This is a genomic window from Burkholderia anthina, assembly GCF_001547525.1.
Lineage (GTDB): Bacteria > Pseudomonadota > Gammaproteobacteria > Burkholderiales > Burkholderiaceae > Burkholderia > Burkholderia semiarida.
On the sequence record NZ_LNJP01000003.1, the window covers coordinates 1332800 to 1356462 of the forward strand.

A 23663-nucleotide genomic window follows, 5' to 3' on the forward strand; every position below is an offset into this window, starting at 1 on the left:
CCATGTCCCTTCCCACCTCTCCCGACACCGCCGCGCGTGTGGAAGAAAAGGATCTGTTCGACCGTGACGCATCCGACTGGGTCGTCTCGCCCGAAGCCGCGTTCGACGCGTGGCTCGCAATGCAGGACTATCGCCGCTCGTCGGCCGATGTCTATCGCGCGCAATGGGGCGCGTTTCTCGCGTGGATGCGTGCGCATCAAAAGAATCTGGCGACGGTCGATACGCCGGCCATCGCGAACTTCGTCGGCGAGTTGCCGATCAAGAAGACACAGCGGATGCGCTATTTAAGGCTGATCGAGCGTGTGCTCGACCATATCCGCCGCACCGAATACGCATCGACCAATCCCGCCCGTTTCATTGCTCAGGATGGCGAAGCGAACTGGCGCAAGGCCCGCGACAACGAACCGACCGGCTTCCTCACGCCGGCGGAACGCGCGACGTTGCTCGCGTATCTGTTTTCGCCGATCGGCGTATCGGGCGCCGCGTACTGGAAGGAGCGTCGCGACCGCGCGCTCGTTGCCGCGTTTCTCGGCGCCGGCATCAAAACCGGGGAAGCGCGCGCGCTTACGATTAGTTGCATCAATACGAGCGGCACGTCGCTGCGGATCGAGTCGACGCATCCGGATTACGCGCGCGAAACCCATCTCGCCTCGTTCGCGATCGCATTGCTCGAAGCCTGGCTCACCGAACGCAAACGCCAGGAGATTCCGGGAGAACTCGTGTTCCCCGCGTCGCATGCCGGGCGGCCGATGCACAAGGCAACGATGCTGCGCGCGATCGACGCGATCGTCGAATCGGCCGGGCTCACGTCGTCACGCACCGCGCGCGCAAGCCCGCAAACATTGCGCAATACGTACGCGGCCGAACTGTTCGAGCACGACGTCCCGCCCGAGCGGGTCGGCAAATGGCTGGGCTTCATGCGGCCGATCTCGTCGAATCGCCTGCATCGCGCATGGAAAAACTGGCGCGACGGGCTGGCCGACGACAACGGTGACGCGTCCGAGCGTGACGAAACTCACTGATCGGGAAACGGCTGCTCACGCAAAACGATCCGTGAGCAGCCTTGCGCGGCGCAGCCTCACCATTTCACAGCTCCCGAAAAACCTCACCTCAAGTCTCCCGGATATTCTCACCTGTGCGGTGTGGCCGGCTTCCGGGTCAAGTCTGCGCGAAACGCGCGGCGGCTTCGAAACGAGACGGCCATGGGCCCGAAGCGTGCTCGCATTCGGGGCACGCGACTTCAAAGCCGTCGTCACCGTGTGACAGTTCCGGCTCGCCGTCGCAATGCGGGCACCGGGCCGGCGCCGGAATCTCGTGATCCAGCGAGGTGCCGATCGCGGCATACGCGTTCGCATCGAGTTGTCCGGCATCGGCCAGGCGCCGGAGCAGCGCCGCGATTTCCGGATTCATCCCGCGGTTCGCGCGCAACGCGTTCGCGTCGCGCATCGCGCGGTCCAGTTCGTCGCTCTGGGTACGCAACTGTTCTTCGAGCCGGTCGGCGCGCGCCTTGGCCGAGCTCAATTGCTGCAGGAAATCGAACTCCTTGCGCTGAACGTCGCGCAACCCGCTCTGGTAGGTCGACGCCATGCTGCGCAACGCGTCCAGTTCGACCAGCATCGGCTTGACGCGGCGTTCGGCTTCGGCCACCGCATCCTTGATTTGCTGCGCATAGTGCTCGGTGCGCTGCTGCAATTCCGCTTGCAACGCATCGATGCGGTCGCGCAACGCGGCATTCTGGGCCTGTTCGGCATCGAGGCGGCCGGCAGCCGCGGCCAGTTCCTTTTCCAGTCGGGCGACTGTGGTGAGCAACGTTGCTTCGCTTGCCGAACCGTGCGTGGTCTGCGACGCAAGCTGGACCTCGAGTTCGGTCACCCGCGCCTGCAATTGCTCGTTTCTCGCTTCGCCGCGCGCAAGCGCTTCTTCAAGCGTTTCCTGGCGGACGGTTGCGTCACGCAACCGTTGTTCGGCCGCGGCCACGTCGGCGCGAACCTGCTCGCGGTCGCCGTCGAGGCTGTCGCGCGCCGCTTTCAACGCCTCTTCATAAAGTGCGCCCAGCAATGCGCCGGCCTTTTCCTCGACGGCCTTCGGGATCGCCGCGCCGTCGAGCCTGATCTTGGAGGCGGAACGGATGCGCTCCCAAAAGTGGTCGATGTCTTTCGGGATGTCGCTGGCGCTGCCGGTCTGGGTGAGATCGCGCACGTTGGCGGCCGACGGCCGGATGCCGAGATCGAAAAACAGGCGCTTGCACGCATGCAGCGACAATTCCTGACGCCGTGCACCGCTTGCGCGCAGCGATTCCAGTTCTTCCCGAATGACTTGACGCATTTCGTCCAGGGTCATGACAACACTCGCAGGCAATGAAGTGTTGCAATCATAACGAAACACGTATCCCTTGATACTTGTTTCGACGGTCCGTTGTGAATTTACGTCGTTTTGCACCGAAATCAGCGCTGCGAACGTGTTCGGCCGAAGGTGGCCTTGGATTCCGTGAAACAAAGCGAAGAAAATCATCCAAGTCTTTGTTCAGCAAGCGTTTTTCAGCGGATCCCGAATTTTGGCATTTGTTTCACATCACATCGGATCCGATAGCCCGTGGGTGTTCAGGGGTTGGGGTATCTGTGGAAAACTCGTCAACCGAGGTCTTGAGAGTATTAGAAGTAAACACCCTTGAACCCTTAGTTAAAAACGTTAACGCCACGGCACAGCCTTGTGGCACAAGGCTTTCCGGCCGACAAGGTGAAGTTTTACGGGAGCCAAGGTGATCTTCTGCGGGAGCTGACGTGATGGGGTTCGGGGAGCTGCGTGAGCCGTTGCAGGAAGGGTCGTGAGCGGATTCGGGATCACAGTAAAACACGAGTTTTCCCAAAGGTGAGGGTTTTCGGGGCCGTGCAGCCATGGAACCCGCGCCGCGCCTGACCGCACAGTTTTCTGCCTGTGCAGACATAGGTGAGAATTTGCGGGACCTGTTTCGCGCCCCGATTCTGCCCATCTTTTGGGCAGATTAGGTGAAAGGTGAGGTTTCACGGGACTCCACGGGAATTTGCTGTGAGGATTTCCGGGAAGCGGACGCCATTTTGCACAGCAAAAGTGCTCTCCGGCGGCTGTGATGCCCCAAAGGTGAGGTTTTTCGGGAGGGAAATCCGGGTCTTCCTGCCCCTTTGGGCGCAAGGTGAGCTTTTTCGGGGCATGGATCACAGGCTGTGGCTTGGCTTACAGGTGAGATTTTCCGGGAGAGAGATCTGCTCGAAAAATGGGCAAAGGTGAGGTTTTTCAGGAGCCGGCACCGGTCGAATTCGCCGAAAAGCCCGCCAGGACTGGAAGAAATCTCGTTTTTGCTGTGCCACTTTTTGGCACAGGTGAGATTTTTCGGGGGCGGTCCTACGGTCGTCTGATGAAGGATTTCGGCCTAAAGGTGAGGTTTTGCGGGAGACCGCGACGATGCACAGCCAAATGCCTTCTGGGCATAAGTATCGGAAGAGATTGGAGTTTTTGATACCGCGCCGGTTACGGTGAGGTTTTTCGGGAGCCATTTCCGTGCCCACCGCCGTGCCGCATTTGATAGGTAAGGTGAGCGTTTTCGGGAGTCGTTGGCGCTCGGTCCCGCGTCCGTCGGGCATTTATCGGTGTCCGGACGAATCGACCTGCTGTGCTCGAGGTGAGTATTTTCGGGACCGGATACGATTTGCGCGCTGTACAATGCGCGCCCGGGCCAGCCAATCAGCGTTGTTCGGGCCGCGTGTGCCGGTTTCCGGGGTGCTTTGGCCTATGTCGGAGCCGAATCGACTTCCTCGCGAGCCGTGCCTGTACATGCATACAGGCCGGTGTGCTTCAGTCGCGGACGGGCGGTGAGGTGCAGTCGCAAGCCTGTGTCGAACTCGCGGCTGCGCAGTCGCAAAATTACGACAAATCGAAAGGTGAGCCGATACGGGAGCCAATTCCGCACGTGTCGCGCACAGGGGAAATTCTGTGAATCGGCGCATGCCGCGGCACGTCTGGAAGAGTCCGGAACGCCGCCCTGGCCGACCGGTGAGCGTTTTCGGGAGGGGTTCGGGTGAGTGCCGTTTTGCCGGCGCGCTTCACCGGCTATGGTGAGCATGTCGTTCTGGACGCACATCACCGCAGGCGCTATCCTTCTGGGAAACTTCTCCTCCGACCCGACGTATGGCCACGACGAAGCGCGCCAAGAAAACCGATGTGGATGTGGTGAGTGCCAGTTCAGCCGAATTGCGAAAGGCCGTCGAGGCGATCGCCATTCAGCCGAAGAGCGGCAAGATCACGCTCCTCACTCGCAAGCTGTTCAATGTCCTGCTGGCCGTCGCGCAGCAGGCCGACGATTCGGGCGATACGTATCGCGCGCTGCTGTCGGACATCGTTGCCAACTCCGCTTTCGATTCGAACGACACCGCGTTGGTGAAGGAACACCTGCGCCGCATGGTGTCGGTGCAGGTCGAATGGAGCACGGGGACGTCGAGCCAGAAGCCGGGCCGCAAGTGGGGGATCTCCACGCTGATTGCCGATGCGGAAATTCTCGAGGATCCGACCACCCGCCGCGTATGGGTCGAATTCTCGTTCGCGCCGAAGATCAAGAAAAAGCTGCTCGACCCGGTCCAGTATGCGCGCCTGAGCCTGCAGTTCCAGAGCCAGCTGCGCAGCAGCGCGGGGCTCGCGCTGTACGAGATCTGCGTGCGCTACCTGACGAACCCGAGTCACCTGACGATGCGCGAGCCGTGGGAATGGTGGCGGCCGATTCTGTCGGGCACGCCCGACACGGAAGCCGGCGACGAAGCGAAGCGCGAGTACAAGTACTTCAAGCGCGACTACCTGCGTCCCGCGATCGCGGAAGTCAATGCGGTCACCAACATCTTCGTCGAACTGATCGAGCACCGCGAAGGGCGTCGGGTGGCCGAGATCCAGTTTCGCGTGACCGAACGCAAGCAGCCGATGCTCGCGCTCGACGAACACCCGAACGTGTTCGACAGCACGCTGGTCGACCGGATGGTGAAACTCGGGATCCCGCTGAAGGAAGCACAAACACTCTATGCGGACAGCGAGGAAAACCGGATTCGCGCCGCATTGCAGATGACCGAGCAGCGGATGCGCAGCACGACGCTGCCGCCGGTGCGCAGCGCGCCGGCGCTGTTCAAGGACGCGCTGAAGAAGGGTTATGCGCCGCCGGTCGAGTCGGTCGACGCGCTGCCTGCCGGCACGCCGTCCGCGAAGGTTGCGGCTGCGCAGCCGGACGACCTGAAGGCTCGCCTGCTGAGCGAGTTCGCGGCGTTCCGCCGCAAGGAAGCGAAGGTGCTGTACGAGGAGCAGGGCGACGCGGAGCGCGAAGTGGCGCGTGAGTCGTTCGAGTCCGAGGCATTGCCGACAATGGGCTCGCATCTGCGCGACGACTGGCGCAAGCGCGGCCTCGATTCCAAGCTGGCCGAGACGGCCTTTTTCGACTGGCTGGCCCAGAAGACCTGGGGCGAGCCGACGGACGGCGATCTGCTGTCGTTCACGCTGAACCAGTCGCGGGCCGCTTGAGGCCCGCTCAGGCCCGCTGACGGGCCGCCGCCGGTCCCATCCGTTGGTCGGGCGGGGCCGGCGCCCGTGTCAGGCTCTGCCGGCCGCTTCCATTACTCCGACAACAGCATCCGCTCGAGTTGCTCGAGGATCGCATCGCGCTTATCCTTCGGGAGGCCGCGCAGGCGCAGTTCGATGCGGTCTTCGCCATACGATTTCAGATCGCCGACCGACTTGCCGCCGAGCTTGATCTCGAGACGCTGCGCGTAGCGCTGACGGCCCGCAGCCTTCGGCGTCTCCTGCGCCGCGACGCGGCCCTTGACGATGTCCGAGACCTGGCGCGTGCTGAGGTCGTCCGACACGATCTTGTTGATCAGCCGCAGCGTCGCCTCGGTGCCGCGCGCGTTGTGATAGCGGCCGACCTGATACGCCATGTTCGATCCGAAGCGATCGGGGCGCGCGACCATTTCCTGCATGATCGCTTCCGGCAACTTGCCAATCGACAGCGCAACGGCCACCGTCGACTCGTCGAGGCCGAGATGCTCGGCGAGTTCTTTCTGGCTCTGGAAATGCTTGTCGTCGAGGAAGCGGCGCCACACGACGGCATTGTCGAACACCGTCTGCGAATCGCGCTGAACGTTGAGGTCATAGCCGAGCTTGTAGCTCTGGATGCCGATCGGCACGTCGATCACGATCGCCTTGACCGACTCCTTGTTTGCTTCCTTCAGCGCCCGCACGCGGCGGCCACCATCGCTGACGAAATACGTGCCCGGGTTGTCGTAATCCGGAATCACGTGGATCGCTTGCTGCTGCCCTTGCTTCGCAAGGTTCACCGCGAGTTCGGCAATCGACGATTTCAGATAGAAGTGCCGCGGGTTGAACGGGCTATGTTTGATCGCCTTCAGCGGCAACTCGATCACCTGCCCGGGGGCATAGCGATTCTCGAGACGCCACGCGCGGTATTGCTGCGATTCGTCAATCGACGGGTCGATCGTGAATTCCGGAGCAGGAGGCGGTGCGATGTCCTTCTTCGCGGATTTGGTCGACGCCGGGGTCGGCGTCTCGGACTTGACGATGCCGTCGATCGCATTGAGCCGATCGAGCGCCGTGCGCTTCTCGCTCGTCGTGATATCCGGGCGCGCTTGGAATCCTTTGGCAAATTGGGAGGGTTTCATGTGACTCCTTTGTGCGCATAAAGTCAGGGCAGCATGGCGACGATTTCGTCGGCACATGCGCGAATTTCGGAGGCGGCCAGCTTGCCGCCACGATCGTTCATTTGCAGCACGGTCTGACCGAGCGCCATCGCCTGCTTGTACGCTTCCCGAGTCGGGATCTGCGTCTTCAGCAACGGAAAGCCAAGTTCCTCGAGTGCACGCTTGAGCTCGCGGGTCAGCATGCGTTTCTCTTCGGTCTTGTTCAGCAGGAAGACCGCGCGGAGGTCTTCGTTCATCACCTGCGCTTGCTGAATCAGTTTGACCAGCCCGACGCTCGACCAATAATCGGCCGGCGACGACGATGTCGGGATCACGGCAATCGATGCGGCCAGCAGGACGACACCCGAGACTTTCTCGGTGATCGACGGCGGGCAGTCCACGACGATGATGTCGTAGTCGTTGATGAACTTCTTGATCTCGCGATGGATCTGGCCGTCGGCTTCGGCAAGATTGATGACCGGAAACGGGATGCCGTTTTCGCTGTCGCCGGATGCGCTCGACCAGTGAACCAGCGTGTTTTGACGGTCAGCATCGATGACGAGGACGCGCTTCCCTTTTTCATGGAACGCGGCGCCGAGATGCATGGCAATCGTGCTTTTGCCGACGCCACCTTTTTGTTGAGTGACTGCAATGATTTCCGCGGCCAATTTTCACTCCTGTTTTGGTCGTTGGAATTCTACAGGACGATATTTGAATTTCAATGAAATTGTCGGTCGACAACGACGCATTGGCCATTCGGACGATCGGTTTATGCGCATAAACGAAGTGGCGACGATGGGGAGTTCGTTGGGGCGGTGTGTTGGAGGTGGCGAAGCTAAGATAGAGGGGTGATGGGCTGCGTGGTGGGATGGTCTTCACGCGCTACATCGCCGGGCACCTGTTCGTCACGGGGATATCGCGGGTGCTCTGCCCTTTCCGGGGCGGATAGGACTGTCGGCGAGTCGGGGAGTTTGTGCGCATAAACTCCGCAGCGGACGAAGCGATGAACTCGGCTGGGGAGCGTGCGTGCCGGGCATCTGCGAGCTCCAAGGCGAATGCGCGTCCCTGAGTTGCGTCCGTGAACGGGCATTCAGGGGACATTCTGTCGGCCCCGCAGCGTTTATGCGCATAAACCAGACGCAACGATGATCCGCGATGAAGGGCCGCAGCCGACACCTCACCAAATCAGGCGACCCATGATGTCGTGTCGGGACGGTCTGTCGTTTGCAGCGATTGCGCGGTGCCGTCTCGTGTCGGCATCGCCCAAGGCCCGAGTCAAGCCGTGCGCCGCCCGACAATCGCCGGCATTATGCGCATAAACCTGCCCAAGGCAGGCCGCCGATGATGTCGCGCTGAGTGGCTGATCGATACAGCGATCGCCCTCTGCCGCCTTGTGCCGCATACGTCCACGCCCGGAGTCGCGCCTCGCCTCGGCCAAAAATCGCTGGCTTTATGCGCATAAACCACTCGACGCGCCGGGCCATCACGCCCCCACCATCGGAGATAACCTGTGCGACACATTGCTGGGCAAATTGCAGTCCGCGAATCCTGCGCACCAGATGTTCTAGCTTTATGCGCATAAACAACGGCTCTTTGAAGCGTTTTCGAACACCGGAGACACGCTCTCCCATCACAGCGCGTCGCTAAACCGAACCGTCTCAGCCACTTGTCGAAAGGAACGCCACCCCGGTCTCGGCTGAACCACGCCAGCAAGCCCCTCAATGCAGAGTGGCTACAATATAGGGCTCCCCCACCCAGGCTTGAATGATGATCACGATCTACCACAACCCCCGATGCTCGAAGTCCCGCGAGACGCTTGCGTTGGTCGAGTCGCTGAATACCGCCGGCACGCCGTTGACCGTCGTCGAGTATCTGAAGACGCCGCCGACCGTCGAGGAACTGGAAACGCTGCATCAGCAGCTCGGCCGGCCGGTCCGCGACATGCTGCGCGACGGCGAGGAGCCGTACAAGACGCTGAATCTGGCCCGCGCGGATCTGACCGACGCCGAAGCCTACGCGGCGATCGTCGCTCATCCGATCCTGCTGCAGCGCCCCATCGTCGTGTATCGCGGCAAGGCGGCTATCGGTCGACCGCCCGAGTCCGTGAAGGCGTTGTTCGAATAATTCTTGTCCGGCGTATTTTTCTTATTGCATCGATGCGGCCCAGCCCGGCCCGGCACGCGCAACGGCATCCAGGCCGACGCAACCTCCAGGCCGCCTGCTAGCCGTCACCGGAACGATACGCCGACATCGCGGCGCCTCGGGCGTGAACACGCCCTAGCCGCCACCGGACGACCCGTCATCATCATCCGGCTCCCGCCCCGCGGCCGCTTTCGCGGCCGTCCGCAACAGCGCGATCTGCCCGCGATAGGCGCGGCATCCGCTGCAGGTCGGCAGATGCACACGCACCTGCAGGCGCTCGTGCAGTGTCAGAGGCCGGTCGAGCGCATCCGACAGCAGTCGTGTCACGTCAGTACATTTCCCCGGCAGCATCTTCGGTCGTCAGTCCTTTTTCGCTCAGGCAGGTTCGCAGGCGCGTGCGTGCCCGGTACAGCAGCACGCTGCAATGATTCGTCGTCAGCGTCAATTCGCTGCAGATGTCCGGAATCTCGACGTCGAGAAATTCGCGCATCATGAACACGCGTCCGATCTGCTCCGGCAGATGGTCGAGGCACACCTGGAACAGCATCCAGAACTGCTGTTGCTGCAACAGCGTCTCGGGTTTCGGCCACGGTCGCGGTTTCGCATGCGCGGCCCAGTGCCCGTTGTCCTTGAACAGTTCGCGATCGAGCACGGATTCGCCGTCGAGCTCCGCATCGAGCGCGGTCAGGCTCACCATCCGCTGCCGCGCGCGCAGCACGTCGATCAGCTTGTTGCGCAGGATGGCGAACACCCACGTCTTGTGGGCCGATAGCCCCGCGAACTCGCCGGCATGCGACCACGCGGCGGCCAGCGCCTCCTGCACGGCGTCTTCGGCCGCGTCGGCATCGCGAAGCTGGAGTCGTGCGAAGCGCAGCAGATCGTGCCGCAGTTGTGCGAGATAGGCGGGGTCGTCGTATGCGGACGGCATGTGTGGGTCGTCGTGTTTCGAAGCGATCGCGCATGCGTCACGGAACGGGCGCATCGCGGTGCGAGCAGCTTACTGGTTGCGGTGCCGCCCTGCAACGCCATGTTCCGTCGCGATTTCATGAAGCCGGCCGCCGCGCTGCGCTATGCTTGCCGAACCCTCGTCTCGCACGTCGAAGGCGCCGCGCGGCGGGCAAACTGTAACGTCGGAACATAACGGTCGAGTTATCCACAATTTCTGTGGAAAACCTTGTGGAAAGTCGGCCGGACGGCCCCGTCGGACGGCTCGCGGGCTGGCTTGCCTATAAACAGACCTTTGTCGCCCATTCGGAAGCAATCGCTCCGATTCCTCACTTACCGGAAGGAGAATGCCATGTCCTATCGAATTGCGGTCGTCGTCGGCAGCCTGCGCAGCGCTTCGACGAACCGTGCGCTCGCGCACGCCGTGATCTCGCTCGCCCCCGCCGATTTTTCGTTCGAGTTCGTCGAGATCGGCGAGCTGCCGCTGTACAGCCAGGACTACGACGCGAATTTCCCGGAAGTCGCGAAGCGCTTCAAGCAGTCGATCGAAGCCGCCGACGCGTTGCTGTTCGTCACGCCCGAGTACAACCGGTCGATTCCGGGCGTGCTGAAGAATGCGCTCGACTGGGGCTCGCGCCCGTGGGGTTCCAATTCGTGGTCGGGCAAGCCGGGCGCGGTGCTCGGCACGTCGCCGGGCGCGACGGGCACCGCACTCGCGCAGCAGCACCTGCGCAACGTGCTCGCGTACCTCGACGTGAAGACGCTCGGTCAGCCCGAGATGTTCATCAAGCACGACCCGGCGCGCATCGACGACCAGGGGCAGATCGTCAGCGAGGACACGCGCAAGTTCCTGCAGGGCTTCGTCGATCGCTACGCGGGCTGGGTGCGCCTGCTGAAATCGGCGTGATGTCGTTGGCCTGATCGCCGCCGCGCCGGTTCACGCAGTCGCGCCGGCGCCGGCCCGCACGTGGCCGGTCACGCGCCGGCGTGTCGTGCGTCGCGCGCTTCGCGGATGCCCAGCAGGATCTCGTCGAGCAGCGCGATATCGAACGGCTTCGACAGCACGCGGACGTTGACGGTGCGCGTGCGGTCGAGCTCCTCCGCATAGCCCGTGACGAGAATCACGGGTAGCTTCCCCGGCCGCTTCTCGACCGCTTCGGCCAGATCGATGCCGTTCATGCGGCCCGGCATGTGGATGTCCGAAATCACGAGATCGAACGCGTCGTTCGCCGCGGCGCCCTCGATCAGGCGCAACGCGTCGTCGGCGGTGGGCGCATAGGTCACGCGATGACCGAGCAGCGACAGCAGCGCTTCGGTGCCGGCCGCGACTTCGCCGTTGTCCTCGACGAGCAGCACGTGCAGGCCGGCGAGCGTGCCGTTCCCCGCATCGTGCGCGCCGGCCGCCGGCCGTGCGACGACGTCCTCGGCGCGCGCGCGCGGCAGGTACAGACGCACCGACGTACCGGCGCCGACCGCGCTGTCGATCGTCGCGAGGCCGCCCGAGCGTTCGCAGAACGCGAATACCTGCGGCAGGCCGAGCCCCGTCCCCATCCCCTGCGCCTTCGTCGTGAACAGCGGTTCGAATGCACGGGCGAGCACGTCGGGCGCCATGCCCGAACCCGTGTCGTCGAGCGAGATCTGCACGAACTCGCCCGTCAGCGGGAAGCCGTCCTCGCGGCGCAGCGTGACGTTGCGCGCACCGACCGTGAAGCGTCCGCCGGTCGCCATCGCATCGCGCGCGTTGACCGCGAGGTTGATCACCGCGAGCTCGAGCTCCGCGACGTCGACGCGAATCGGCCAGACGCCCGGCTCGATCGCGACGACCAGCGACGACTTCGACCCGAGCGACGTCTTCAGCAGTTCGCGGCACGTGCCGAGCCATTGCCCGATGTCGATCGTCTCGTTGTGCAGCGGCTGCTTGCGCGCGACGCCGAGCAGCTGGCGCGTGAGCGACTGCCCGTTCTTCAGCGCGCGTTCGATCGCGCCGAGCTCCTTGTCGAGATGCTGGACGCCGCGCCGCCGCGCGATCTGCACGTTGCTGGAGATGATCATCAGCAGGTTGTTGAAGTCGTGCGCGACGCTGCCGACGAGATTGCCGAGCGCCTGCATCTTGCGCGACTGCCGGTACGCCGATTCGATCGAGCGCCGCATCGACGCTTCGGCCTGCCAGCGGTCCCACGCCTCCTCTTCCGCCTTCAGCCGCTTGAGCGACAGCCAGATCACGGACCACAGCGCGACCGACGGCGCGAACATCGAGATGAACAGCACGCTCAGGTGTTCGTACCATTCATGCCAGATCGCCGACGTGCGGTATGCGCAGGTCACGAAGACCGGGTAGCTGCCGACCTGGCGATACGCGACGATCTCGCTGCTCGCGCCGTCGTGGCGCACGCGCACGACGCCCGCGCGCGGATCGTTGTGCGCATTGCCGAACGTGACCGAGCGATCGGTGTGCGCGAGCGACGGCGGCGGCGGATACGACGCGATCACCGCGCCGTCCGAGCGCGCGAGCGCCATCGTCATCGGCGTGCTCGCGCCGCCGAGCAGGTCGCGGTAGAACGCGTTGAAATACGACGACTTCAGCGCGATCGACACCATGCCGGCGAACGAGCCGTCGCTATGGCGTCGCGCGACGCCTGTGTTGAATACGGGAATGTTCTCGAGCTTGAGCGGCCCCATCATCAGCCGCGAGATGTGTTCGATGACCTTGCCGTCGCGGATGCCGGCGAAGTCGTCGCGGTTCGCGATCGACGCGTACGGCGCCGGATAGTAGAGGCTGTTGGCGAGCAGCATTCCGCTCGCGCCGAAGATCGACACGGCGGCCACCTGCGGATAGCCGCCGCCGATGGTGTTCAGCGCTTCGTGGATGTCCGATTCCCTGCTGCGCACGGCTGCGTCGTCCATGTCTTGCACGAGATCGACGATGCGCGCATCGAGCGTTTCGCTCAGGTCGAACACCTTGAGCGCATGCTCCTCGGCGACGCGCACGGTGCGCATCGTGACGTCGCTCGCCGCGGCCTCGCGCGCCTTCAGGTCGTTGTACGCCATCACCGCCACGTAGATGCACGGCAGCACGATCGCGGCGACGAGCAGCACGATCAGCGTCACGCGGCGTACCGCGAAATCGTGCTCGGGCGCGCCGGACGCGTAGCTGCCGTCGTCCTGCCAGTCATCGGCGGGAGCGGGGGCGGGAGCGCGGGAGTCGGCAGGCCGTTCGGACGTCATCGAGGAAAGCGGGTGAAGCGGAGGTGTCTGCCATCATAAACGAGTTGCGGCGGCCCGCCGCGCGGCGCCGTACGGGCGCAATCCTGTCGTATGTGACAGAGGTAAACCGTCAGATTGAAAACGCGACGAATCCGGCAGCGCAAACGTACACAAGGAAAAATTTTGCGTGCTTATCTCGAAAATGGTCGCGCCTGTTTTCGGAATGGCGCGCGATCGGATCGATTCTGTTCGAAATGGTGAATATGGCGAGTTGCATCGCCTCCGGTTTACTCCGAGAATCGCGCCTTGCTTTCCCTATGACAGATACATGCGCCCGCCGGCGATTGCCGCGCGGTGCGTCGCGCGCACCTGCGTCGCGGCGCCCCGTGCGCGGCCGCAAGGCGGTTGCCCGCGCCCGAAACGCATGGCACCTAAAGAAGTGCGCCGCGCGGTCGTTAACGCGAGAGAGACCATTCCGTATACCGCATCGCCCCATGCCTTTGCCGATTGTAATTGCCGACGATTCGCTGCTCGCTCGCAAACTGCTGACAAAGGCGCTGCCGGGGGATTGGGACGTTGACGTCGCGTATGCAGCGAATGGTCGCGAGGCCTTGGCGCTCTATCGTGACGGCAAAGCTTCCGTGATGTTTCTGGACCTGACGATGCCCGACATGAGCGGATATCAGGTCCTGGAAACACTGCGCCACGAAGATCTGAACACGTTCGTGATCGTGGTATCCGCCGATATCCAGCCGCAGGCGCAAGCACGCGTGCGTGAATTGGGCGCGATCGCATTCGTTGCCAAGCCCGTGACGTCGGAGGCATTGCTGCCCATTCTCAAGGAGTATGGGTTGTATGCCTGAATCGGTGTTCACGGCGGAGCAACGCGACGCGTTGCAGGAGATCGCCAACCTTGCAATGGGCCGCGCCGCCGCGCGGCTGGCGTTGCTGCTCGGACATTTCATCGAGCTGTCGGTGCCGCGCGTGCGCGTCGTGAAAGCGGCCGACGCGAGCGACGCGCTGCGCGAGATGACAGGCATTCACGACAACGTGACCGCCGTGCGCCAGGGCTTCCGTTCCGACATCAAGGGCGAGGCGATCGTGCTGTGCCGCACGGCGGGTGTCGCGCGGCTCATGTCGGTCGTCGACCGCACGTTCGGCGACGGCGTGTACGGCGGGATGGCGACGCCGGACGAGCTCGTGTTCGACGTCGCGAACGTGCTGATGGGCGCCTGCGTCGCGTCGATCCTGGACGAACTCGGCCGCAAGCCCGTGTTCTTTCCGCCGGGGCTGCTCGGCGCGAACGTGTCGTTCGACGACGTCTTCCAGCCGAACGAACTGGGGTGGAGCGTCGCGCTGCTGCTGGAGGTGAACTTCGGGCTCGAGGACCACACGTTCCGCGCGCATTTCGTGATGCTGATGGCCGAGGATTCGATCCGGCTGATGGGCGACGCGCTCGACGCGTTGCTGTCCGCGCTATGACGGCCGCCGCCCCTTCGCTGAGCGACCTCGTGATCGAGCGGGTCGGCTTCGGCCTGTTCGTGCTCGACCGTTCGATGACCGTCCTGATGTGGAATCGCTTCATGCAGGACCACAGCGGCATTCCCGCCGCCGACGTGATCGGCCGCAACCTGTTCGACCGCTTTCCGGATCTGCCGCGCGCATGGCTGTCGCGCAAGCTCGAGAGCGTGTTCCAGCTCGGCAGCTTCGCGTTCAGCTCGTGGGAGCAGCGGCCCTACCTGTTCCGCTTCGAGCACGACCGGCCGATCACGGGCGGCGTCGACTACATGCAGCAGGACTGCACGTTCATGCCGCTCACGCGCGGCCGCGACGTCGAGGCCGTATGCGTGACGATCTCGGACGTCACGCATGTGAGCGTGATGCAACGGGAGCGCGAGGAAGCGGTCGCGAAGCTGCGCGAACACGCGAATCTCGACGGGCTGACCGGCATCGCGAACCGGCGCTTTTTCGAGGTGCGGCTCGGTGACGAATTCGCGCGCTGGCAGCGCTACGGCGGCGACCTGTCGGTGCTGCTGTTCGACCTCGATCACTTCAAGACGATCAACGACCGCTTCGGGCATGCGGTGGGCGACGCCGTGCTGCGCGAGACGGCGCGCCGCGTCGCGTCGATCGTGCGCGCGCAGGATACGTTCGGCCGCTTCGGCGGCGAGGAATTCGCGCTGCTGCTGCCGTGCACGAATCTCGACGAGGCGATGCGGGTGGCCGACAAGGTGCGCGAGGCGATCGGCAGCGTGCCGGTCGACGCCGAGGGCGTCAGCGTGCCGGTCACGGCGAGCGTCGGCGGCGCGTGCGCGAAAGCCGGCGCGTCGACCTGCGACGTGCTCGTCAACGAGGCCGACGCCGCGCTCTATCGCGCGAAGCGGCTCGGGCGCGATCGGTCGGTCGCGTACGCCGACTGACCGCGCCCGCCGCGCTCAGCTTTTCGCGATGTCGGCGAGCACGCCGGCCAGCACGGCCGGCTGCGACACGAACGGCGAGTGGCTGCTGTCGAGCTGGTGCACGTGGGTCGGGTTGCCGGGCGCGAACGCGTCGGCTTCGTCGATGAAGCGCTGCTGCAGCGCGGGCAGGATCACGCGATCGGCCAGGCACTTGACGTAGTGGCGGTCGATCGCGCCCCAGCGCGCGGCAGTCGTCGGGATCGCGGTCGCGAACGGCGCGGCCGGCACGTCGCAACTCATCAGGTTCGCGACCGCATCGAAGTCGGCCTGCGGCACGTCTTCGTACAGCGCGCGCTTCATCAATTCGCGATACGCGGCATCGCCGCTGTGCGGATCGATGCGCAGCGCGCCGGCCACGCGCGGGCTCGCGAGCATCAGCGGGCCGAGCAGCTCCCCGTTGTTTTCCGGCGCGCGCACGTAGTCGAGTCCCGGTACGCCCGACGCGGGCATGAAGGCCGCGAGATAGGCGATCTTCGCGATCTTTTCCGGCGCGCGTTCGGCGGCCGCCGTGATCGCGAGGCCGCCCATGCTGTGCCCGACCAGCACGACCTTGCCGCGGCCGAGCGCGTACGCGTCGTCGACGGCCTGCATCACCTGCGTCGCGTAGTCGTCGAGCGTCGTGTTCGCGACCGGCGACGGCTCGGCGCCGAACGCGTCCTTGTCGAGCGGACGCGCGAGATACGACGCGGGAAAGCGTGCATGGATGCCGTGCGCGGGCAGGTCGCGCGCGATCGACAGGTAGCCGCGCGCGGCGAGCGCGGCCGCCACGTGGGCATAGCACCACGCGCCATGCCATGCGCCGTGCACGAGCACGAAAACGGGATGATCGGACTGCGGGGTGGCGGTGTCGTTCGTCTCCATGGTGTCCGTGTTTTTTCGAGAAAGGTGTTCATCTTAGACGAAGCCGCGCGCCGCCCGGCATGAACGCCGGGCCCGAGCCAGCGCCGGTTCGCACCGGCCGTCGCGATACAGGCCATTTGTCTCGTACAGGCCACATTTCGTCCTGATCTGATTTGAATTTGCGCCGAAGCGCGCTAATTTGTCGGTTTGCCTGCGATTGCACCCCATGAACGTCGACTATCTCTTCTATCGGAAGCCGGACAAACCCGGCCCCTATTCGCTCGACGACCTGGGCGACATCGCGCCGCCGATCGGCCCAGGTGAACTCGTGCGCGCGGGCATCGCACGCGTGTTCGAGCAGATCGACTGGCAGGAATCGCCCGACGTGCCCGGCGCGTGGTTCGGCACGGGCGGCGCGGTGTTCCAGTTCACCGCCGAGCCCGACGGGCGCGTGACGAGCTTCATGGGCTCGCGCCTCGAGCGCCGCTCGATGCTGCAGCTCACGCGTGAAATGGGGCTCATCGCGCTCGACCTGCAGCGCGACATCGTCTACGGCTGACGCGCCGCGCGGCATCCCTTCGCGAAGGCCGGCCGCACCGCCTTCGCGGCGGCGCTCGACACCCCGCCAGACCTGGCGCGTGTCCGCCATCGACCTTCAAAGATTGCTATACTTTCGGCCAATTCCGGCTTCCGGCCGGTAATTTGTGCCTGTCTGCGTCGATCGTTCGCATATCTCGCTCGCATTCGACGCCCTGACCATCCCAGCCGGGCATGGCTTCTTCAATCGCCCCGCGTGGGTGTCTCCGTGGAGCTCGTCTTGGCCGTTTCCCATTCCGTCGTGGACGAACAAGAAACCGACGCCGCTGCCGTCACATCGGGCAGTTCTTTCTATCTGGCGATGCGCATCCTGCCGGCCGCGCAGCGCGATGCGATGTTCCAGGTCTACGCGTTTTGCCGCGCGGTCGACGATATCGCCGACAGCGACCTGCCGCGCGCCGAGCGCAACGCGGGCCTCGATCGCTGGCGCGCGGACATCGACGCATGCTTCGCCGGCCGCCCGCCGCGCCACCTGGCCGCGCTCGATCGCGAGATCCGCGCGTTCAACCTGCAGCGCGCCGATTTCCACGCGATGATCGACGGGATGGCGATGGACGCGGTGGAAGACATCTGCGCGCCCGACGAGCCGACGCTCGACCTCTTCTGCGATCGCGTGGCGAGCGCGGCCGGCCGGCTGTCGGTGAGGATTTTCGGGATGCCGGAAACCGAAGGGATCACGCTGTCGCACCACCTCGGCCGTGCGCTGCAACTGACGAACATCCTGCGCGACATCGACGACGACGCGGCGATCAACCGCTGCTACCTGCCGCGCGAGCTGCTCGCGCGCGAAGGCATCGCGATCACCGATCCGGCGACGATCGTGCGCGATCCGGCGTTGCCGCGCGTATGTGCAACGCTCGTCGAGCGCGCGCTCGAGCACTTCCGCCAGGCCGACGCGGTGATGGACACCTGCCCGCGTGCACAGGTGAAGGCGCCGCGGATCATGTCGGGCGCGTATCGCTGCATTCTCGACGCCGCGATCGCACGCGGCTTTGCCGCGCCGCGCGCACCGCTGCGCAAGCCGAAGGCGCGCATGCTGATGATCGCCGCGCGCTACGCGCTGTTCTGAGTCGACCGACGCAATGCCCAGAACCGTCCACGTGATCGGCGCAGGACTCGCGGGCCTGTCGGCCGCGGTCGAGCTGCAACGTCGCGGGCGGCGCATCGTGCTGCACGACGCGCATGCGCACGCGGGCGGCCGCTGCCGCTCGTGGTTCGACGGGACGTTGAACACGACGCTCGACAGCGGGCTGCACACGGTTTTCGCGGGGCAGCCGGCGACGCAGCGCTACCTGCGTGCGATCGGCGCGGCCGATCAGCTCGCGGGGCCCGCGCTGGCGGAATTCCCGGGGATGGACATCGCGTCGCAGCAGCGCTGGACGCTACGCTTCGGCAACGGCCGTTGGCCGTCGTGGCTGTTCGATGCCGCGTCGCGCGCGCCGGGCACGACGCCGCTCGACTACCTCGCGCTGGCTCCGCTCGCGTTCGCCCGCACGGGCCGATCGCTTGCGCAGACGATGCGATGCGACGGCGTGCTGTGGGATCGCTGGCTGCGACCGTTTTTCCTCGGGGTGCTGAATATCGAGCCGCGCCACGCGAGCGCCGAGCTCGCGCGCGCCGCGCTGTGCGGCACGTTCGCCGCGGGCGGCCCCGGCTGCCGTCCGCTCGTCGCGCGCCGCGGGCTCGGCAGCGCGTTCGTCGAACCGGCGCTGCGGATGCTGCAGTACGGCGGCGCGCAGATCCGCCTGAATTCGCGGCTCGATGCGTTCGAATTCGGCGCGCACGGCAATGCGGTCGACGCGGTGTCGGTCGGCGGCGAGCGCATCGATCTCGCGCCGGGCGACGCGGTCGTGCTGGCCGTGCCGCCCGAGGTCGCGCGGCCGCTCGTGCCCGAACTCACCGCGCCCGACGCGTTCAGCGCGGCCGTGACCGCGTATTTCGCGGTCGAATCGTCGGCCGGCAATCCGTTGCAGACGACCGTCGTCAACGGCGTCGTCGACGCGGTGCGCACCGGCGACGGCCAGCTCGCGGCGACGATCCGCGATGCGGGGCGCTGGCTCGACATGCCGCGCGACACGCTCGCGCGGCGCATCTGGGAAGACGTCGCGCGCGTGACCGGCGCGAACCCGCAAGCCATTCCCGCGTGGCAGCTCGTCGTCGAGCCGCGCGCGGGCTTTGCGGCGGTGCCGTCGCAGGAAATGAAACGTCCGGCCGTGCGTACGCGCTGGACCAATCTTGTACTCGCGGGCGACTGGATTGCCACCGGCTTGCCCGCCACGATCGAGGGCGCGATCCGTTCCGGCCAGCTGGCCGCGGACGTGCTCCAGACGCAATAAACAGAGGGACCGATGAACGATCTCACCGAAATGGCTACCTTGTCCGCCGGCGCCGTGCCGGCCGGCGTCGACGCGGCTGTCGCGCGTGCGACCGACGCGCTGCTCGCCGCGCAGCAACCGGACGGACACTGGGTCTACGAACTCGAAGCGGATTCGACGATTCCCGCCGAATACGTGCTGCTCGTCCACTATCTGGGCGAGACGCCGAACCTCGAGCTCGAACAGAAGATCGGCAAGTATCTGCGCCGCATCCAGCAGGCCGACGGCGGCTGGCCGCTGTTCACCGACGGCGCGCCGAACATCAGCGCGAGCGTGAAGGCGTATTTCGCGCTGAAGGTGATCGGCGACGACGAGAATGCCGAGCACATGCAGCGCGCGCGCCGCGCGATCCACGCGATGGGCGGCGCCGAGATGTCGAACGTGTTCACGCGCATCCAGCTAGCGCTGTACGGTGCGATCCCGTGGCGCGCGGTGCCGATGATGCCGGTCGAGATCATGCTGCTGCCGCAGTGGTTCCCGTTCCACCTGTCGAAGGTGTCGTACTGGGCGCGCACCGTGATCGTGCCGCTGCTCGTGCTGAACGCGAAGCGTCCGCTCGCGAAGAACCCGCGCGGCGTGCGCATCGACGAGCTGTTCATCGACCCGCCCGTCAACGCCGGGCTGCTGCCGCGCCAGGGCCACCAGAGCCCGGGCTGGTTCGCGTTCTTCCGCGTGGTCGACCATGTACTGCGCGCGGTCGACGGCCTGTTCCCGAGCTATACGCGCGAACGCGCGATCCGTCAGGCCGTGTCGTTCGTCGACGAGCGCCTGAACGGCGAGGACGGCCTGGGCGCGATCTATCCCGCGATGGCCAACGCGGTGATGATGTACGACGTGCTCGGTTACGCGGAAGATCATCCGAACCGCGCGCTCGCGCGCAAGTCGGTCGAGAAGCTGCTGGTCGTGCACGACGACGAAGCGTATTGCCAGCCGTGCCTGTCGCCCGTATGGGACACGTCGCTCGTCGCGCATGCGTTGCTCGAGACCGGCGACGCGCGTGCGCAGGCAGCCGTGCTGCGCGGCCTCGAATGGCTGCGTCCGCTGCAGATCCTCGACGTGCGCGGCGACTGGATCTCGCGCCGCCCGAACGTGCGGCCCGGCGGCTGGGCGTTCCAGTACGCGAACGCGCACTACCCGGACGTCGACGATACGGCCGTGGTCGTGATGGCTATGGATCGCGCGCAGAAGCTCACGCAGTCGGACACGTATCGCGAATCGATGGCGCGTGCGCGCGAATGGGTCGTCGGCATGCAAAGCAGCGACGGCGGCTGGGGCGCGTTCGAACCGGAAAACACGCAGTACTACCTGAACAACATCCCGTTCTCCGATCACGGCGCGCTGCTCGATCCGCCGACGGCCGACGTGTCGGGCCGCTGCCTGTCGATGCTGTCGCAGCTCGGCGAGACGCCGCTGAACAGCGAGCCGGCCCGCCGCGCGCTCGACTACATGCTCAAGGAGCAGGAGCCGGACGGGAGCTGGTACGGCCGCTGGGGGATGAACTACGTGTACGGTACGTGGACGGCCCTGTGCTCGCTGAACGCGGCCGGCCTGACGCCGGACGATCCGCGCATGAAGCGCGGGGCGCAGTGGCTGCTGTCGATCCAGAACAAGGACGGCGGCTGGGGCGAGGACGGCGACAGCTACAAGCTGAACTACCGCGGCTACGAGCAGGCGCCGAGCACGGCGTCGCAGACGGCCTGGGCGCTGCTCGGCCTGATGGCGGCCGGCGAAGTGAACAACCCGGCCGTTGCGCGCGGCGTCGACTACCTGGTCGCTCAGCAGAACGAAGAAGGTCTGTGGGACGAGACGCGCTTCACGGCGACGGGCTTCCCGCGCGTGTTCTACCTGCGCTACCACGGCTATCGCAAGTTCTTCCCGCTGTGGGCGCTCGCGCGCTACCGCAACCTGAAGCGCGCCAATGCGACGCGCGTGACGGTCGGGATGTAACGCGTGCCGACGACGCAGCACAATGGCACGTTGCCCGTCATCGCGGTCACCGGGATGGCGTTCGAGGCGCGCATCGCGCGCGGTGAAGGCGTCGAGGCCGTGTTCGCCGCGCGGGCCGACCGGCTCGAGCGCGCGCTGACCGAAGCGACCGCGCGCGGTTGCGCGGGCATCGTGAGCTTCGGCACGGCGGGCGGGCTCGCGCCCGACCTGACGCCCGGCGCGCTCGTGATCGCGAACGCGATCGACGGGCCGTTCGGCCGCGTGGAGACCGATGCGGGCTGGAGCACGCGGCTCGTCGCCGCGCTGCACGACACGCCGGTGTGGGCGCGCGTCACGCGCGGCACGATCGCGGCCGTCGGTGCGCCGGTCGTCAGCGAACAGGACAAGGCGTCGCTGCATCATGCGAAGGGCGCACTGGCCGTCGACATGGAGTCGCACATCGCCGCCGCGTTCGCGGCCGCGCGCGGCGTCCCGTTCGCGGTGTGCCGCGCGATCGTCGATCCGGCGTGGCGCACGCTGCCGCGTGCGGCGACGGCCGGCCTGCGCGACGACGGCAGCACGGCGATCCTGCCGATCCTGCGCGAACTGCTGAAGCAGCCGTCGCAGCTCGGCCCCTTGCTGCAGGTCGCCAGCGACGCGCGCGCGGCGCGCACGACGCTGATCCAGGCGCGCCACGCGTTCGAGCGGGCAGGCGCGATGCGGATCGTCTGAGCGGCGTTCGCCGCGCTTTACTTCTTTCTTCCCCATTCGATCGCGCGGAACCGACGCACTGTCGTTGCCGCGCCGTAGCCGCGAGCGCACGAAGTCGGCGCGCGCCTGCACCGGCATGGCAGCCGCAGCGGAGTGGGTGTCTCCGGAACAGCCGTCCGTATGAGATTCCCGAATCTCGAACGGGAATCGCGCGGGCATCGTACGCAGAGTGTGTTCGCGCTTGTGCGTCGGTATGGTGAGCACTATTTGCCATTGTGTAACCCGTCGGCGCTCAACCATCCGATATCCCGTCGCTCATCGGCAGTCAATACCCCGGTGAGCTTCCTTTGCTCCAGGTTCATCCCGGTATAAGCGCGTGCCCACGGACTCATTCCGGCGGGCTGTGCGTCGACGCAATTGGATTCTGCTTTTCGATTTTGTCTGATTGACGCGTCGGGCCCCATCTTTCATCGTTCGAGTTGATTTGGTTTTCTTATTTACCGAGCGAGAGAGGCGAATGGCGCAAGACATTTTCTTGAAGCTGGCGGGCATAGCGGGCGAATCGCTCGATGCAGATCACTCGAATGAAATTGAAGTGCTGACGTGGGATTGGTCGGTGAGTCAGCAATCCAATATGCATATGGGAAGTGGTGGCGGAGCAGGCAGAAGTATCGTCGACGACCTGACTTTCGAGCACTACATCGACCGTGCCACACCGAATCTTATCCAGTGCTGCCTGACAGGAAGGCATATTGAGCGTGCGGTGCTGGTTATGCGCAAAGCTGGCGGTACGCCGCTCGAATACCTCAGGGTCACGATGGAGGACGTACTTGTTACCAAGGTTAGTCAGGTTAGCACCACCAATATGAGAATTCCGCGCGAGGAGGTTCGACTATCCTTCTCCCAAGTGAGACAGGAATATCTGGTTCAGAACTCGCGGGGAGGAAATGGCGGAACGGTGAGCATGGGCTACGACATCAAGGCCAACATGACTATTTAGCGACAGGGGGCGCAATGCTGTTTATTTCAAAACAAGGCCATGTCGATGCGGAGCGCATCGAGGTCAGGATTTTTTCGACAATTGAGCGAAGCGCGATGGCAAAGGTGAATGGAATCGTTGTTCACCAAACTGACGGGACCACGGCTGATAGTACGTTTAATAGCTATGCAGCAAGTGGGGCAAATGGAGCGCACTTCCTGATAGACAAGAGTGGAGCCATATATCAAACCGCTTCAGTGTACAAGAGAACCAACCATGTCGGGTTGCTCAAATCTCGGTGTCTTATGGAAAGAAAGTGTAGTCCATCCGAATTTAAAAGGGTGTCTGGCATGGCGGGGAAATATGCAAAATTATCGGGGGTGGAGTATGGGAAGGGTTTTCCGGATAGGTATCCGGGAAATACGGACTCTATTGGGATAGAAATCGTCGGTCGAATGGATAGAGAAACGAAAATATACGAAGTGGTAAATGACAGGCAAAATGATTCATTGAGGTGGCTCGTAAAGGAGCTTTGCGAAACATTGGGAATATCTTTTTCCGAGATATACAGGCATCCTGAGGTGTCGTACAAGAGGGAAACAGAAGCGGGAACTGCAAAATGGGATTGATGTGTAGGTATTTTTTTCTTGTGTGTATTTTCTTGTTCTGTTCCTCGTCGCAGGCGAGAGGGGTGAGGGATATCGAGATTCTCGAATCCGGGAAGAGCAGAGAGGCTGATGCGTTGGAGGTCTGTAAGAGATTTCGACCCACGGTCAAGCAGATC

21 protein-coding genes are annotated in these 23663 nt (G+C 64.5%); 14 read left to right on the top strand and 7 right to left on the bottom strand.

Features of this window, described 5'->3' with window-relative positions:
* Positions 1 to 2: 2 nt before the first annotated feature.
* Positions 3 to 1022: a tyrosine-type recombinase/integrase gene (locus tag WS64_RS26075; protein ID WP_060968163.1), complete on the top strand. Its 1020-nt coding sequence runs from the start codon at positions 3 to 5 to the stop codon at positions 1020 to 1022.
* 136 nt (positions 1023 to 1158) lie between these two features.
* Here the strand turns inward: WS64_RS26075 and WS64_RS26080 are convergent, their stop codons facing one another.
* Positions 1159 to 2340: a DNA-binding protein gene (locus WS64_RS26080; protein WP_059581468.1), complete on the bottom strand. Its 1182-nt coding sequence runs from the start codon at positions 2338 to 2340 to the stop codon at positions 1159 to 1161.
* A 1821-nt stretch (positions 2341 to 4161) separates the two neighbouring features.
* Between WS64_RS26080 and WS64_RS26085 the strand changes: the two genes are divergently transcribed.
* A complete protein-coding gene (locus tag WS64_RS26085) occupies positions 4162 to 5529 on the top strand; it encodes a replication initiation protein (protein ID WP_006480193.1) in 1368 nt (455 codons plus the stop codon).
* A 92-nt stretch (positions 5530 to 5621) separates the two neighbouring features.
* On the opposite strand, the gene WS64_RS26090 is transcribed toward WS64_RS26085, so the two are convergent.
* Both WS64_RS26090 and parA read right to left on the bottom strand, forming a co-directional pair.
* Positions 5622 to 6683: a ParB/RepB/Spo0J family partition protein gene (locus WS64_RS26090; protein WP_060968164.1), complete on the bottom strand. Its 1062-nt coding sequence runs from the start codon at positions 6681 to 6683 to the stop codon at positions 5622 to 5624.
* 23 nt (positions 6684 to 6706) lie between these two features.
* Positions 6707 to 7369, bottom strand: coding sequence for a ParA family partition ATPase (gene parA, locus WS64_RS26095; protein ID WP_060968165.1), 663 nt, complete (start codon positions 7367 to 7369; stop codon positions 6707 to 6709).
* Between the two features lie 1099 nt (positions 7370 to 8468).
* Here parA and arsC point away from each other — a divergent pair.
* Positions 8469 to 8825, top strand: coding sequence for an arsenate reductase (glutaredoxin) (gene arsC / locus WS64_RS26100; RefSeq protein ID WP_059644600.1), 357 nt, complete (start codon positions 8469 to 8471; stop codon positions 8823 to 8825).
* Positions 8826 to 8978: 153 nt separating this feature from the next.
* Here the strand turns inward: arsC and WS64_RS33620 are convergent, their stop codons facing one another.
* Together WS64_RS33620 and WS64_RS26105 are read right to left on the bottom strand one after the other, a co-directional pair.
* Positions 8979 to 9194, bottom strand: coding sequence for a zf-HC2 domain-containing protein (locus WS64_RS33620; RefSeq protein WP_081103926.1), 216 nt, complete (start codon positions 9192 to 9194; stop codon positions 8979 to 8981).
* Positions 9172 to 9771, bottom strand: a complete 600-nt coding sequence (locus WS64_RS26105) for an RNA polymerase factor sigma-70 (protein WP_059581479.1) — start codon at positions 9769 to 9771, stop codon at positions 9172 to 9174. The genes WS64_RS33620 and WS64_RS26105 overlap by 23 nt, the downstream gene beginning before the upstream one ends.
* A 369-nt stretch (positions 9772 to 10140) precedes the next feature.
* Between WS64_RS26105 and WS64_RS26110 the strand changes: the two genes are divergently transcribed.
* Positions 10141 to 10695 (top strand): NADPH-dependent FMN reductase, encoded by a 555-nt coding sequence (locus WS64_RS26110; RefSeq protein ID WP_059581481.1) that lies wholly within the window; start codon positions 10141 to 10143, stop codon positions 10693 to 10695.
* Positions 10696 to 10763: 68 nt separating this feature from the next.
* Here WS64_RS26110 and WS64_RS26115 read toward each other — a convergent pair whose 3' ends face one another.
* A complete protein-coding gene (locus WS64_RS26115) occupies positions 10764 to 13013 on the bottom strand; it encodes a hybrid sensor histidine kinase/response regulator (protein ID WP_059581483.1) in 2250 nt (749 codons plus the stop codon).
* Positions 13014 to 13486: 473 nt separating this feature from the next.
* On the opposite strand from WS64_RS26115, the gene WS64_RS26120 reads away from it, so the two are divergent.
* The 3 genes from WS64_RS26120 to WS64_RS26130 are packed head-to-tail and all read left to right on the top strand — an operon-like array spanning position 13487 to position 15412.
* Positions 13487 to 13855, top strand: a complete 369-nt coding sequence (locus tag WS64_RS26120; protein ID WP_011548759.1) for a response regulator — start codon at positions 13487 to 13489, stop codon at positions 13853 to 13855.
* On the top strand, positions 13848 to 14474 hold the full coding sequence (locus WS64_RS26125) for a chemotaxis protein CheC (RefSeq protein WP_059581485.1): 627 nt from the start codon (positions 13848 to 13850) through the stop codon (positions 14472 to 14474). Before WS64_RS26120 ends, WS64_RS26125 begins: the two co-directional genes overlap by 8 nt.
* Positions 14471 to 15412, top strand: coding sequence for a GGDEF domain-containing protein (locus tag WS64_RS26130; RefSeq protein ID WP_059581488.1), 942 nt, complete (start codon positions 14471 to 14473; stop codon positions 15410 to 15412). Before WS64_RS26125 ends, WS64_RS26130 begins: the two co-directional genes overlap by 4 nt.
* 15 nt (positions 15413 to 15427) lie before the next feature.
* Here the strand turns inward: WS64_RS26130 and WS64_RS26135 are convergent, their stop codons facing one another.
* On the bottom strand, positions 15428 to 16312 hold the full coding sequence (locus tag WS64_RS26135; RefSeq protein WP_060968166.1) for an alpha/beta fold hydrolase: 885 nt from the start codon (positions 16310 to 16312) through the stop codon (positions 15428 to 15430).
* Between the two features lie 205 nt (positions 16313 to 16517).
* On the opposite strand from WS64_RS26135, the gene WS64_RS26140 reads away from it, so the two are divergent.
* The 7 genes from WS64_RS26140 to WS64_RS33630 all read left to right on the top strand — a co-directional run bounded on the left by WS64_RS26140 (position 16518) and on the right by WS64_RS33630 (position 23508).
* The gene (locus tag WS64_RS26140; RefSeq protein WP_059581495.1) at positions 16518 to 16850 is read left to right on the top strand and encodes a hypothetical protein; all 333 of its coding nucleotides are present in this window, start codon (positions 16518 to 16520) and stop codon (positions 16848 to 16850) included.
* Between the two features lie 258 nt (positions 16851 to 17108).
* Positions 17109 to 17957, top strand: coding sequence for a presqualene diphosphate synthase HpnD (gene hpnD, locus WS64_RS26145; RefSeq protein WP_060968167.1), 849 nt, complete (start codon positions 17109 to 17111; stop codon positions 17955 to 17957).
* Positions 17958 to 17970: 13 nt separating this feature from the next.
* The gene (gene hpnE / locus WS64_RS26150; RefSeq protein WP_060968168.1) at positions 17971 to 19224 is read left to right on the top strand and encodes a hydroxysqualene dehydroxylase HpnE; all 1254 of its coding nucleotides are present in this window, start codon (positions 17971 to 17973) and stop codon (positions 19222 to 19224) included.
* 12 nt (positions 19225 to 19236) lie between these two features.
* A complete protein-coding gene (shc, locus tag WS64_RS26155) occupies positions 19237 to 21210 on the top strand; it encodes a squalene--hopene cyclase (protein WP_060968169.1) in 1974 nt (657 codons plus the stop codon).
* Between the two features lie 54 nt (positions 21211 to 21264).
* Entirely contained in the window at positions 21265 to 21921 is a 657-nt protein-coding gene (locus tag WS64_RS26160) for a phosphorylase (RefSeq protein ID WP_059581508.1), read from the top strand.
* Positions 21922 to 22417: 496 nt separating this feature from the next.
* The gene (locus WS64_RS26165) at positions 22418 to 22900 is read left to right on the top strand and encodes an Hcp family type VI secretion system effector (RefSeq protein ID WP_059581512.1); all 483 of its coding nucleotides are present in this window, start codon (positions 22418 to 22420) and stop codon (positions 22898 to 22900) included.
* A gap of 14 nt (positions 22901 to 22914) precedes the next feature.
* A complete protein-coding gene (locus WS64_RS33630) occupies positions 22915 to 23508 on the top strand; it encodes a peptidoglycan recognition protein family protein (RefSeq protein WP_155720479.1) in 594 nt (197 codons plus the stop codon).
* The last annotated feature ends 155 nt before the right edge of the window (positions 23509 to 23663 follow it).

Bases quoted from the DNA above. Each gene is read 5' to 3' on its own strand.
- WS64_RS33630 (WP_155720479.1), top strand. From the start codon at position 22,915: ATGCTGTTTATTTCAAAACAAGGCCATGTCGATGCGGAGCGCATCGAG.
- WS64_RS26125 (WP_059581485.1), top strand. From the start codon at position 13,848: ATGCCTGAATCGGTGTTCACGGCGGAGCAACGCGACGCGTTGCAGGAG.
- WS64_RS26085 (WP_006480193.1), top strand. From the start codon at position 4,162: ATGGCCACGACGAAGCGCGCCAAGAAAACCGATGTGGATGTGGTGAGT.
- WS64_RS26120 (WP_011548759.1), top strand. From the start codon at position 13,487: ATGCCTTTGCCGATTGTAATTGCCGACGATTCGCTGCTCGCTCGCAAA.
- WS64_RS26130 (WP_059581488.1), top strand. From the start codon at position 14,471: ATGACGGCCGCCGCCCCTTCGCTGAGCGACCTCGTGATCGAGCGGGTC.
- shc (WP_060968169.1), top strand. From the start codon at position 19,237: ATGAACGATCTCACCGAAATGGCTACCTTGTCCGCCGGCGCCGTGCCG.
- arsC (WP_059644600.1), top strand. From the start codon at position 8,469: ATGATCACGATCTACCACAACCCCCGATGCTCGAAGTCCCGCGAGACG.
- WS64_RS26135 (WP_060968166.1), bottom strand. From the start codon at position 16,312: ATGGAGACGAACGACACCGCCACCCCGCAGTCCGATCATCCCGTTTTC.
- WS64_RS26075 (WP_060968163.1), top strand. From the start codon at position 3: ATGTCCCTTCCCACCTCTCCCGACACCGCCGCGCGTGTGGAAGAAAAG.
- WS64_RS33620 (WP_081103926.1), bottom strand. From the start codon at position 9,194: ATGCTGCCGGGGAAATGTACTGACGTGACACGACTGCTGTCGGATGCG.
- WS64_RS26105 (WP_059581479.1), bottom strand. From the start codon at position 9,771: ATGCCGTCCGCATACGACGACCCCGCCTATCTCGCACAACTGCGGCAC.
- WS64_RS26080 (WP_059581468.1), bottom strand. From the start codon at position 2,340: ATGACCCTGGACGAAATGCGTCAAGTCATTCGGGAAGAACTGGAATCG.
- WS64_RS26110 (WP_059581481.1), top strand. From the start codon at position 10,141: ATGTCCTATCGAATTGCGGTCGTCGTCGGCAGCCTGCGCAGCGCTTCG.
- WS64_RS26140 (WP_059581495.1), top strand. From the start codon at position 16,518: ATGAACGTCGACTATCTCTTCTATCGGAAGCCGGACAAACCCGGCCCC.
- WS64_RS26090 (WP_060968164.1), bottom strand. From the start codon at position 6,683: ATGAAACCCTCCCAATTTGCCAAAGGATTCCAAGCGCGCCCGGATATC.
- WS64_RS26160 (WP_059581508.1), top strand. From the start codon at position 21,265: ATGGCGTTCGAGGCGCGCATCGCGCGCGGTGAAGGCGTCGAGGCCGTG.
- WS64_RS26115 (WP_059581483.1), bottom strand. From the start codon at position 13,013: ATGACGTCCGAACGGCCTGCCGACTCCCGCGCTCCCGCCCCCGCTCCC.
- WS64_RS26165 (WP_059581512.1), top strand. From the start codon at position 22,418: ATGGCGCAAGACATTTTCTTGAAGCTGGCGGGCATAGCGGGCGAATCG.
- hpnE (WP_060968168.1), top strand. From the start codon at position 17,971: ATGCCCAGAACCGTCCACGTGATCGGCGCAGGACTCGCGGGCCTGTCG.